Genomic DNA, 12,049 nt, shown 5'->3' with positions numbered 1-12,049 from the left:
CGTTAGCCTTCCAGCCAGGCGCGTTCGATCTCTTCAGCCAGAATCTTCACGCCAGCTTCGATTTTCTCAGGTTCTGGTACGTAGTTCATCCGCATGCACTGATGGGTATGCGGCCAGGGTTTATCCAGACCTGGGAAGAAGTAGTCACCAGGAACCATCAGTACGCCGCGCGCTTTCAGGCGCTGATACAACAGTTCGGTAGTGATCGGTAAATCTTTGAACCATAGCCACAGGAAAATCGCGCCTTCAGGTTTATGGATAAGGCAACGATCTTCAGACAAGTAGCGGCGAATAATCGCAATCGTCTCCTGAACGCGCTGATAGTAAAACGGCTTGATAACCGTTTCGGACAGGCGCAGCAGATCGTTACGTTTAATCATCTCGCACATCATCGCCGGTCCCATCCCGCCAGGTGCAAGGCTGATGATGCCGTTCATATTGGTAATCGCAGTGATGATTTTTTCATTCGCGATAATGATACCGCAGCGGGAACCCGGCAGACCCAGCTTGGAAAGGCTCATGCACAACACAATGTTGGGGTTCCACAGCGGGCGTGCTTCGCTAAAAATGATGCCGGGGAACGGTACCCCATAGGCGTTATCAATCACCAGTGGGATCCCATGCTGGTTGGCCAGCCGGTCCAGCTTCATCAGCTCGTCGTCGGTGATCACGTTGCCTGTCGGGTTAGTGGGGCGCGACACGCAGATCATGCCCGTTTCTTCACCGATATGCAGGTGTTCAAAATCAACGTGATACTTAAATTGGCCTTCCGGTAGCAGCTCAATGTTCGGACGTGCTGAGACGAAGAGATCTTCTTCCAGCCCGGAATCGGCATAGCCAATGTATTCCGGCGCTAACGGGAATAACACTTTTTGCGTTGTTCCGTCAGCGCGGCGTCCGGCGAACAGATTGAATAAGTAGAAAAACGCGCTCTGACTGCCATTTGTCAGTGCAATATTTTGTGGCTCGATATCCCAACCCTGCTTCTCACGTAGCAGTTTCGCCAGTTCAGACAGTAGCTCGGTTTTCCCTTGCGGACCGTCATAATTGCAAAGCGCATCAGTGGCTTTGCCGTTTGCCAGCATATCTGTCAGCAGAGACTGGAAGTAATTTTGCATCTCTGGAATTTGCGCCGGATTACCACCGCCGAGCATGATGGCGCCTGGGGTGCGTAAACCGTCGTTGAGGTCCTCCATCAGGCGGGTGATGCCTGAATGGCGGGTAAATTTGTCGCCAAAAAGTGAGAATGTCATAGCAGGGGGTCTGTCGAACTGAGTAGTAAAGTGGCTAACCATAGCGCTACCTATGGCAGGGTGCAAATCAGGGGGGAGGGGCTGGATTGATGTTTTATGCTGCAGATGTTTACCTGGCTGGTTTTTTATTTTGTGTTGAGCTTCCCGCTGTATTCACAGCGAGAAGCCTGTTGGGATCAGGGCTGACCGGCCCACACCACCATCACCTTATCGTCGCCATGCTCGCGGATAAATCCGTATCCCTGCTTCAATGTCAGCGTGGTCTGTTTACCCGCACCGATGGCGGGATGTCTGGCCCGGAACTGACTGATGCGTTGCCAGTGAGCGACGCTGGCAGCAGATTCCCCGGTAACATCCTGCCAGTTCATTTCTGAGCGCGTACCCTGCAATGGGTCTGAACCTGTTGGTCCAAAGGGCCGGGCAGACTCGTCGCCGTAAAAGAGTTGTACCGCGCCTGGCGCCAGCAGCAATAGCTCGGCGGCTTTGTCTCCACCTTCGCGGAACAGACGCGTATCGTGCGAGGATAGATAGCTCAGAACGTTGAAATCCTGCAATTTTTCCGCCATCTGTTGCCAGGTGAGATCCATACTCGCCAGACAATCGACGGCCTTTGCCGCCTGCTCCTGATAGTCGAAATTGATCATCGCATCAAAGCCGTGACGGTAATAGTCGCTTTGCATCACGCCGTGACCCCAGGCCTCGCCGGTCATCCAGAAAGGTTTGTCATCAAGCGCTTTATCCGGGTTCGCTTTCTTCCATTCAACCAGTGCCGCGCTGGCCTGTGTTTTTAACTGCTGCCAGGCGGGAAGTTCGACGTGTTTGGCGGTATCGACCCGAAACCCGTCAATCCCGTAATCACGCACCCACTGGCTGAGCCAGTGGGTCAGATAATCGCGGGGCTTGTAACCAGCAATAGCTTTAGCGTGCGTATCCGGTTTGTGTTGATAAAAGTTTGGTAGCCCGGAAGGCGTGGTGGATTCGGTTTTCAGATCGGGCAGGAAAGCCAGCGACATGGTCAGGTCGTCAAAACCCGGATTGTCGTAATCGCCAATATCGGTGCGGATCCAGTTTTTCCCCCACCATTTTTCCCAGCCTGCTTTATCGCTGAAGTTGATGTAATCATTAAAGCTGTGCCAGCTTTGCCCGGCGGCTGGCTTCCAGTCCGTCCAGCGTTCACCGAGCGTGTTTTTCAGTTCATCGCCCGACAAGTACAGGGTCCCAAACTGATACTCCTGCATATCCGCCAGCGTGGCGTAGCCGGTATGGTTCATGACGACATCGAACAGGATGCGAATGCCGCGCTGGTGCGCACCGTCAACCAGCGCACGCAGGTCAGCTTCATTACCCATATTCGCGTCGAGCGTGGTCCAGTCCTGAGTGTAATAGCCGTGGTAAGCATAATGGGGGAAATCACCTTTGGTGCCACCGCCGACCCAGCCGTGGATTTGCTCAAACGGCGCGCTGATCCACAGGGCGTTGATGCCTAACTGTTGTAGATAGTCGAGTTTGCTGGCCAGACCGCGCAAATCGCCCCCGTGGAAAGTGCCAATTTCCTGCATGCCGTCGTTGCGACGCCCGTAGCTGTGGTCGTTGCTTGGGTCACCATTTACAAAGCGATCCGTCAGGACGAAGTACACCGTAGCGTTATGCCAGTCGAAAGCGGCTGGGGCGTCAGTTTCCGCCCGTTCCAGCAGCAACAGTCCGTTACTGGCTGCAGCAGGCTGTAGGGTAATCGACCCATTTTTTACCGTTGCCGTTTGCTGGCTGTAGAAATCACGTACCACGGCACCTTCCGGAAAGGTCTGGCTCACATCCAGTGTTAACGGCGAACCATCCCATTTCGGGCACTGGCGAATCTGGGTCGTGACAGGGTCAGCGGCGCTTTTTACCGAGAGCATCAACGTTGGCGTTCCGGAGCGGGTATCCACTTCCAGCGTGTAATCGCCGTCTTTGAATAAGCGCCACTGCGGCGGGGCGCCTTCACACGGTTTTAGCGACAGCATCTGGTTGAGTTTTATTGCATCAGCAGGCTGCCAGCACTGTTGGTCAAAATTCAGGATTAGAGGACGAGTACCCTTCGTCAACGCTGCATGGCTGACGAATTTACCCGTACCTTCCGCTTCGAAGGTGGGGAGTCCCTGAGAAGTCCATGATGAGGCGATGGCAATGCCGGGCATGAGCGCCAGCGCAACGGCGGCAAGTTTCATAATGCTGTCCTTGGTGCTGCAATTTTCGCCAGTTTGCCAGTGAAATCAGGCCGGAAACTCCTCCTTTGAGTCGATTCCGCCAGGAGGAGAAGTGAGGGTGAGCGATCGCGCGCAAAAAATGAACTTATTTTGCGATAACCTCCACATTTTCTTCGAATTAATAGCCCCCTGAACCGTTAATGCGTGACATGGTTTCAGAATTGGACTATTCCTTTGGGTGCTCTTGACGGCTATTTTTGATATGATTTGAGATTCATCTCTCATTTTTGTGAAAAATATAAGGTGTTGGAATGTATAAATCCGACCAGGAGACCTAATGATATTGACTCCCATTCGACGATATGGGGCAATGATTCTTATGTTACTCACCGTTGCATTTTCGGGTGAGGTGCTGGCAAAGACACACACGGCGACAACGAGTCACAAGCCCCAGGTAATCAAGACAAGTAATACACAGGTAAGCAGTAAACAAGAGTATTCTCGCAATAGTGCAAAGAGTAGTTCACTTCCTGATTTGCGAAAATACCCTTCCGGAACACCAAGGAAAAAAGCGTTTCTCCGGACGGTTATGCCTTATATTACCAGTCAAAATGCTGCCATTACGGCGGACCGTAACTGGCTGATTTCAAAACAGTACCAGAACCGCTGGTCACCGACTGAGCGTACGCGTATGAAAGACATCGCGAAGCGCTACAAGGTGAACTGGTCTGGCAACACGCGTAAAATTCCGTGGAATACGCTGCTTGAGCGCGTAGACATTATCCCGACCAGTATGGTGGCAACCATGGCTGCGGCTGAAAGTGGCTGGGGTACGTCGAAGCTGGCGCGTAGCAACAACAACCTGTTTGGCATGAAATGTGGCAAAGGTCGTTGTAACAATGCACCGGGTAAAGTGAAAGGCTACTCACAGTTTGAATCGGTGAAAGAGTCGGTGAATGCCTACGTCATTAACCTGAACACGCATCCGGCTTACTCTTCTTTCCGTAAGTCACGTGCGCAGCTGCGTAAAGCCGATCAGGAAGTCACCGCTACCGCGATGATTCATAAACTGAAGGGTTATTCCACTAAAGGACAGAGCTACAACAACTATCTGTTCGCAATGTATCAGGATAACCAGCGTTTAATCGCCGCGCATATGTAACTCTGTGTGCCGGATGGCGGCTTCGCCGCATCCGGCAATATTCCTCACAGCAACACTTCGCTGTTCACATCGCGATACTCTTTGGGCGTCGTGTCATACTCTTTCTTAAAGACCGAATAAAAGTATTGCAGAGACGGATAGCCGCACATCTGTGAAATTTCGTTGATTGAAAGCGTGGTAGAAATCAACAGGCTGCGCGCTTTTTCCAGCTTTTCGGCATGAATCACAGCGTGGATAGTCTCTCCGACCTCTTCTTTAAAACGCTTCTCCAGATTCGAACGAGAAATCCCCACTGAATCCAGCACTTGTTCAACCTTAATACCTTTACAGGCATGGTTGCGGATAAAGTGCATCGCCTGAATCACCGCCGGATCGGTTAATGAACGGTAGTCGGTTGAGCGGCGTTCAATGACGCGCACCGGAGGAACCAGTGTACGTTGCAGCGGCAGCTCTTCATTTGCCAGTAAACGATGTAAGAGTTTAGCGGCCTGATACCCCATCTGCCTGGCCCCCTGGGCCACGGATGACAGCGCCACCCGCGACAGATAGCGGGTCAGTTCTTCGTTGTCGATCCCAATCACACACAGCTTTTCCGGTACTGGAATATGCAGGTGCTCGCAGACTTGCAGGACGTGCCGTGCCCGCGCGTCGGTAACGGCGATAATACCGGTTTGCGGCGGTAGTGTTTGTAGCCAGTCCGCCAGACGATTTTGCGCGTGCTGCCAGTTTTCCGGTGCGGTTTCCAGCCCCTGATAGACAACGCCGCGGTACTTCTCTTTGGCAACCAGCTGGCAAAACGCATATTCACGTTCCGCGGCCCAGCGTTTGCCGCTTGAAGAAGGCAGACCATAAAACGCAAAGCGGTTAACCCCTTTCTCTTTCAGATGCAGGAAAGCGCTTTCTACCAACGCGTGGTTATCGGTGGCGATGTAATGTACTGGGGGATAATCTTGCTCCAGATGGTAGGAGCCTCCAACGCCGATAATGGGAACCTCCACATCGGCAAGTAATTGTGCAATGTCATCATCGTCATAATCAGCAATAACGCCGTCGCCTAACCAGTCTTTAATATTATCGATACGGGCGCGGAAATCTTCCTCAATGAATATATCCCACTCGGATTGCGATGCCTGTAAATATTCACCCACTCCTTCTACCACCTGGCGGTCATAGGCTTTATTGGCATTAAATAACAGAGTGATGCGGTGACGTTTATCAAACATAAGAACCTGTCCTGGAAAGGTTAACGTGGGCCTGTCGATACTAGCAAAATCGCAGGTACGACTGCTTGATGAAGCGTGACAAATTTCTTATTTGCCTGGTGCTACGCAAAATTCACATACTGCCAGTGGGATGACAATTGCCATTTTTTATCTGCGCATTACGGTTTTTTGTTTATTGGCTAACCTTCGATCGCGATCGCTTTTTTATTTCGTTTTTCAGAGCGTTTTTTTGGGAGCCAGCGCACGTTTGGGTATTCTCTTAATAGCGGTGTGAAATAACGTAATTGAGCAATAAATCAGGAAATTCCAGTATAGCTACATCGCAGTTTACTTACCGTATTACCTGATTATGGAGCTTATTATGCCGGCTTATTTTGACCAACTCGATCGTGTTCGTTTTGAAGGCACTCAATCCACCAACCCGCTCGCATTTCGCCATTACAACCCTGACGAAATCGTATTGGGCAAGCGCATGGAAGATCATCTGCGTTTTGCTGCCTGCTACTGGCATACCTTCTGCTGGAACGGGGCGGATATGTTCGGTATGGGCGCTTTCGATCGTCCATGGCAGCAGCCTGGTGAAGCTCTGGCGCTGGCGAAACGCAAAGCGGATGTGGCATTTGAGTTTTTCCACAAGCTGAACTTGCCTTACTACTGCTTCCATGACGTGGATGTTTCGCCGGAAGGTGCGTCTTTGAAAGAGTACAAAAACAACTTTGCGCAGATGGTTGATGTGCTGGCGGCAAAACAGGAACAGAGCGGCGTGAAGCTGCTGTGGGGTACAGCAAACTGCTTCACTAACCCACGCTACGGTGCGGGTGCGGCCACAAACCCAGATCCAGAAGTGTTCAGCTGGGCAGCCACGCAGGTGGTTACGGCCATGGATGCCACGCACAAGTTAGGTGGTGAAAACTACGTTCTGTGGGGCGGTCGTGAAGGTTATGAAACGCTGCTGAATACCGATCTGCGTCAGGAGCGTGAGCAGATTGGTCGTTTCATGCAATTAGTCGTGGAACACAAACACAAAACTGGTTTCCAGGGCACTTTGCTTATCGAGCCGAAACCGCAGGAACCGACCAAGCACCAGTACGACTACGATGCGGCGACCGTGTACGGATTCCTCAAGCAGTTCGGTCTGGAAAAAGAGATCAAACTGAATATTGAAGCCAACCACGCTACGCTTGCAGGCCATTCGTTCCATCACGAAATCGCCACCGCTATCGCGCTGGGTCTGTTTGGCTCTGTCGATGCCAACCGCGGCGATGCACAGCTGGGCTGGGATACCGACCAGTTCCCGAACAGCGTAGAAGAGAATGCCTTGGTGATGTACGAAATCCTGAAAGCGGGTGGCTTCACCACCGGCGGCCTGAATTTTGATGCCAAAGTACGTCGTCAGAGCACCGATAAATACGATCTGTTCTATGGTCATATTGGCGCGATGGATACCATGGCACTGTCGCTGAAAATTGCGGCCCGTATGATTGAAGACGGTGGCCTGGATCAGCGTGTGGCTAAACGTTATGCCGGTTGGAATGGTGAGCTGGGCCAGCAAATTCTGAAAGGCCAGATGACGCTGACAGAAATTGCGCAGTACGCTGAACAACACAACCTGGCGCCAGTGCACCAGAGCGGTCATCAGGAATTGCTGGAAAATCTGGTAAACCATTATTTGTTCGACAAATAACGGGTCTCTGAGAACGTCCGTAAGCCCGGTCAGCTAGCGCTACCGGGCCTTTCTTTAAGGAACGATGCCTTATGTATATCGGGATAGATCTTGGCACATCAGGCGTAAAGGCTATTCTGCTCAATGAGCAGGGCGATGTGGTGGCTTCACAAACGGAGAAACTCACCGTCTCGCGCCCGCATCCGTTATGGTCAGAACAGGACCCTGAGCAGTGGTGGCTGGCAACGGATCGCGCGGTAAAAGCACTGGGTCAGCAGCATTCACTCCGCAAGGTGAAAGCGTTGGGGATTGCCGGGCAGATGCACGGTGCGACGCTACTGGATGAACAACAGAAGGTATTGCGTCCGGCTATCTTATGGAACGACGGTCGCTGTGCTGAAGAGTGCGTGATGCTGGAGAATCAGGTTCCGCAGTCTCGAGCGATCACTGGCAACCTGATGATGCCTGGCTTTACCGCGCCAAAACTGCTGTGGGTGCAACGCCACGAGCCGGAGATTTTCAACCAGATTGATAAAGTCCTGCTGCCGAAAGATTACCTGCGTTTGCGCATGACCGGTGATTTTGCCAGCGATATGTCTGATGCGGCAGGGACAATGTGGCTGGATGTCGCGAAGCGTGACTGGAGCGATGTCATGCTGGCTGCCTGTAAACTGACTCGCGCACATATGCCTGCGCTCTATGAAGGCAGCGAGATTACCGGAACCTTATTGCCAGACGTCGCCAAAGCCTGGGGAATGCAGGAGGTTGCGGTGGTTGCCGGAGGCGGTGATAACGCGGCGGGCGCGGTTGGCGTAGGCATGATGAATGCCGGTCAGGCGATGCTTTCGCTGGGGACATCCGGCGTCTATTTTGCGGTGAGTGATGGTTTCCTTAGCAAACCGGAAAGTGCGGTTCACAGTTTTTGCCATGCTTTGCCTGAGCGATGGCATCTGATGTCTGTAATGTTAAGTGCGGCATCGTGTCTGGACTGGGCGGCAAAATTAACCGGACTGGCGAGCGTTCCTGCGTTGATTGACGCTGCGCAACAGGCGGATGAACACGCGGAGCCGGTCTGGTTTTTACCTTATTTGTCCGGCGAGCGTACGCCGCATAACAATCCGCAGGCCAAGGGCGTATTTTTCGGTCTGACGCATCAGCATGGTCCGGCAGAACTGGCACAGGCGGTGCTGGAAGGTGTGGGTTTTGCGCTGGCTGACGGTATGGACGTGGTACATGCCTGTGGCATTCAGCCCGCCAGCATTACGCTGATCGGCGGCGGGGCACGTAGCGAATACTGGCGTCAGATGCTATCTGACATCAGCGGATTGCAGCTGGATTACCGTACCGGCGGTGACGTTGGCCCTGCACTCGGCGCGGCGCGCCTGGCGCAAGTTGCCATGAATCCGCAAACGTCGTTATCAGAGTTACTGCCTCAGCTTACGCTGGAGCAGGCGCATTATCCTGACGCGGAGCGTCATGCTCGTTATCAACAGCGTCGAGAAACCTTCCGTCGTATCTATCAGCAATTACAACCGCTGATGTCCTGACCACTTTCCCCTCTGGCTAGCAGAGGGGAATTTGCCGCATGCATATATCCACAAAAATAATAAATTACACGTATGGATGTATTCTGAAAGTCCTGTGTAGTCGCTTTTTTCTGTGTTGTCTTTAGCGGGTTATTCATATTGTATCCATGATGGATAAGGAGATCCCAATGAAGACAACCAGGCTGTTGCCATGGATATTATTCCTCTCAGGCATACTGACTTACAGTATCGGTTTATGGCGCGCATGCCCGTTACTGAGCGGCAAGGGGTATTTTTTGGGGGCATTGATGACGGGGATGTTCGTTACGTATGCCTATCAACGTGCAGTAAATCTCAATCAAATTGATGAACGCTTCGCTTCCGTGTGTCAGATGGTGGCGCTTATCACGATAGGGTTGTTGCTGGTGGGGGTGTGGAATGCCCCGTTGGCGCCCTTTGAAATAGGGTTATACCCGGCAGCATTCTTCGTCTGTTTAATGGGGCAATTTTTACTGCAGCGTTCGCGTAATCAGGCGTTGCCTGGAGACACCTAACTCACCAGCCTGCGCGTATCGATACGTTGCAACAATACGGACAGCAGCAGGCTTCCCGCCAGCGTGGCGCTGAAAATCCACAGCATATCCAGCGGTGGCCAGTTTTTGAGTTCAATTCCGTTGGTACGTAGTGCGTGAATGATCAGCGCATGAAAACCATATATGCCCAATGAATGGCGAGAAATAAGGCCCAGTAGCGGCAGAGTACGTGTGCTGAGCGTATTTTTGACCAGCGTCAGGAGCGAGGCGGCGCAAATAAATACCGCTGGGCCGCAGTAGAGGTACCAAGTATCGGCAAAATTGCCTCGCCAGCGCAGTTCATGCAATGTGCCACGAGAAATAATAAATACTGCGGTAATAAATACCGCCGCACAGAGCCAGCTGAGCGCACGCTTTTGCGTATCCATCATGCCAATCGCCCGGCCCAGCATGCCGTACAGGATGTAATAGAAAGTATCGCCACTGATGTACAGGTTGACTGGGAGCCACTCAAAGCCGCCGATTTTTTGCGAGACGGTATTGGGATTGGCAATCACCCCAATCACAACCATGAGCGCCAGTAGCATCTTGCCGCTGATATTTTTCACCTGTATCAGCGGAGAAACCAGGTAGATGACGGCGATCGCGAAGAAAAACCACAGATGATAGAACACCGGCTTTTGCAGCAGGTTCTTCAGCGACAGCTCAGCGTTGATCGAGGTAAACAGCAGGATATAGGCCAGCGCCACGCTGCTGTAAAACAGAATGCAAAGCGCGATGCGCAGGAAATGGCGCGGTTTGGCGCTACGCTCACCAAAGAACAGATAGCCCGAAATCATAAAGAACAGCGGAACGCTGACGCGAGAGGCTGAATTGAGCACGTTAGCCAGATCCCAATTCAACGGGCTGACGCTTTGCGCATTGGTGATGTACCAGGTTGTGGTGTGGATCATCACGACCATTAAACAGGCTATCCCGCGCAGGTTATCAATCCAGAAAATTTTGGGCTGCATCAGTTCCTCTGTGTCCATTAAAAAAAGTCTGACCGATATTTTGCGAACGTAGCTCACTGGAATAATCCGAGTTCTTACGCTAAAGCTTGAGATGGTCTGATGAGATTCTCAAAATAGGATCTGTTTCCAGACACTAATAATAAGACTGACCAGCAAACCAGGCGGTAATAAAATGATGATGAAGTATTTCTTTCCCGCGATCGCTGCCCTTTTGCTGGTAGCGTGCGCTGACACACAATCGTCTGCACCTGCGCAGAAAGCGCAAAAGGTTAAGGTCAGTGCCACGCGTTCGCTGGATATGGAGTCATTGTGCAAAAATGAGGCGGCGCAACGCTACAACACTGGCGCGCAGAAAATAGATATCTCCGGCCTGGAACAATTCCAGGGCAGCTATGAGATGCGTGGTTCTACCTTCCGTAAAGAGAGTTTTGTCTGTTCTTTTGATGCAGACGGGCAGTTTTTGCACCTTTCCATGCGCTAAGTTCCCCCTTTTTCCCGTTTCGTACTGTATATCTTGCAGCCAGCGGGTATACTGATCGCTTCCTTTAAATCCACACGTATCCAGCACGAAATAATATGCAAAAGTTTGATACCAGGACCTTCCAGGGCTTGATCCTGACCTTACAGGATTACTGGGCTCGCCAGGGCTGCACCATCGTTCAACCATTGGACATGGAAGTCGGCGCGGGAACATCTCACCCAATGACCTGCCTGCGTGCGCTGGGGCCGGAGCCGATGGCGACTGCTTATGTGCAGCCTTCTCGTCGTCCGACCGATGGCCGCTATGGCGAAAACCCGAACCGCTTACAGCACTACTATCAGTTCCAGGTAGTGATTAAGCCGTCTCCGGACAACATTCAGGAGCTGTACCTGGGTTCTCTGAAAGAACTGGGTATGGACCCGACCATTCACGATATCCGTTTCGTGGAAGATAACTGGGAAAACCCGACGCTGGGTGCCTGGGGGCTGGGTTGGGAAGTGTGGCTGAACGGCATGGAAGTGACGCAGTTCACCTACTTCCAGCAGGTTGGTGGTCTGGAATGTAAACCAGTAACCGGGGAAATTACCTACGGTCTGGAACGTCTGGCCATGTACATTCAGGGCGTAGACAGCGTTTACGACCTGGTCTGGAGCGACGGCCCGCTGGGTAAAACCACTTACGGCGACGTGTTCCATCAGAACGAAGTGGAGCAATCCACCTACAACTTCGAATACGCCGACGTGGACTTCCTGTTCACCTGCTTCGAGCAGTACGAGAAAGAAGCGCAGCAGCTGCTGGCGCTGGAAAATCCGCTGCCGCTGCCTGCGTATGAACGTATTCTGAAAGCCGCCCATAGCTTCAACCTGCTGGATGCGCGTAAAGCCATCTCCGTCACCGAGCGTCAGCGCTATATCCTGCGCATTCGCACCCTGACTAAAGCAGTGGCAGAAGCTTACTACGCTTCCCGTGAAGCCCTTGGCTTCCCGATGTGCAACAAAGACAAATAAGA

Annotated in this window: 10 protein-coding genes; 6 read left to right on the top strand and 4 right to left on the bottom strand. The window is 52.2% G+C overall.

Annotated elements, in window-relative coordinates; translation table 11 throughout:
* Nucleotides 1–2: 2 nt before the first annotated feature.
* Entirely contained in the window at nt 3–1,253 is a 1,251-nt protein-coding gene (gene avtA / locus OGX94_RS04800) for a valine--pyruvate transaminase (protein ID WP_003837697.1), read from the bottom strand.
* Nucleotides 1,254–1,429: 176 nt separating this feature from the next.
* Nucleotides 1,430–3,460 (bottom strand): alpha-amylase, encoded by a 2,031-nt coding sequence (malS, locus tag OGX94_RS04795; protein WP_257662188.1) that lies wholly within the window; start codon nt 3,458–3,460, stop codon nt 1,430–1,432.
* Between the two features lie 316 nt (nt 3,461–3,776).
* Here malS and OGX94_RS04790 point away from each other — a divergent pair, with 316 nt between their 5' ends.
* On the top strand, nt 3,777–4,601 hold the full coding sequence (locus OGX94_RS04790) for a protein bax (protein ID WP_003827364.1): 825 nt from the start codon (nt 3,777–3,779) through the stop codon (nt 4,599–4,601).
* Nucleotides 4,602–4,645: 44 nt separating this feature from the next.
* On the opposite strand, the gene xylR is transcribed toward OGX94_RS04790, so the two are convergent.
* On the bottom strand, nt 4,646–5,824 hold the full coding sequence (gene xylR, locus OGX94_RS04785; RefSeq protein WP_003827365.1) for a D-xylose utilization transcriptional activator XylR: 1,179 nt from the start codon (nt 5,822–5,824) through the stop codon (nt 4,646–4,648).
* A gap of 361 nt (nt 5,825–6,185) precedes the next feature.
* Between xylR and xylA the strand changes: the two genes are divergently transcribed.
* From xylA to yiaB, 3 genes are all read left to right on the top strand, one after another.
* Nucleotides 6,186–7,508 carry a xylose isomerase gene (xylA, locus tag OGX94_RS04780; protein ID WP_257662189.1) on the top strand — a complete coding sequence of 441 codons (1,323 nt, stop codon included), beginning with the start codon at nt 6,186–6,188 and terminating at the stop codon, nt 7,506–7,508.
* A gap of 71 nt (nt 7,509–7,579) precedes the next feature.
* Nucleotides 7,580–9,034, top strand: a complete 1,455-nt coding sequence (gene xylB / locus OGX94_RS04775; RefSeq protein ID WP_257662190.1) for a xylulokinase — start codon at nt 7,580–7,582, stop codon at nt 9,032–9,034.
* A 167-nt stretch (nt 9,035–9,201) separates the two neighbouring features.
* Nucleotides 9,202–9,567 (top strand): inner membrane protein YiaB, encoded by a 366-nt coding sequence (gene yiaB / locus OGX94_RS04770; protein ID WP_003827369.1) that lies wholly within the window; start codon nt 9,202–9,204, stop codon nt 9,565–9,567.
* Here the strand turns inward: yiaB and OGX94_RS04765 are convergent.
* Nucleotides 9,564–10,559: an acyltransferase gene (locus tag OGX94_RS04765; RefSeq protein ID WP_149335507.1), complete on the bottom strand. Its 996-nt coding sequence runs from the start codon at nt 10,557–10,559 to the stop codon at nt 9,564–9,566. The genes yiaB and OGX94_RS04765 overlap by 4 nt on opposite strands.
* Before the next feature lie 172 nt (nt 10,560–10,731).
* Between OGX94_RS04765 and OGX94_RS04760 the strand changes: the two genes are divergently transcribed.
* Together OGX94_RS04760 and glyQ are read left to right on the top strand one after the other, a co-directional pair.
* Nucleotides 10,732–11,040: a YsaB family lipoprotein gene (locus tag OGX94_RS04760; RefSeq protein ID WP_020996059.1), complete on the top strand. Its 309-nt coding sequence runs from the start codon at nt 10,732–10,734 to the stop codon at nt 11,038–11,040.
* A 95-nt stretch (nt 11,041–11,135) separates the two neighbouring features.
* Nucleotides 11,136–12,047, top strand: coding sequence for a glycine--tRNA ligase subunit alpha (gene glyQ / locus OGX94_RS04755; protein WP_001168551.1), 912 nt, complete (start codon nt 11,136–11,138; stop codon nt 12,045–12,047).
* Nucleotides 12,048–12,049 lie beyond the last annotated feature (2 nt).

Source organism: Citrobacter sp. Cpo037 (genome assembly GCF_030332945.1).
Lineage (GTDB): Bacteria > Pseudomonadota > Gammaproteobacteria > Enterobacterales > Enterobacteriaceae > Citrobacter > Citrobacter portucalensis.
Note: the sequence above shows the minus strand (reverse complement) of the source record. Positions and strands in the feature narration are given on the sequence as shown.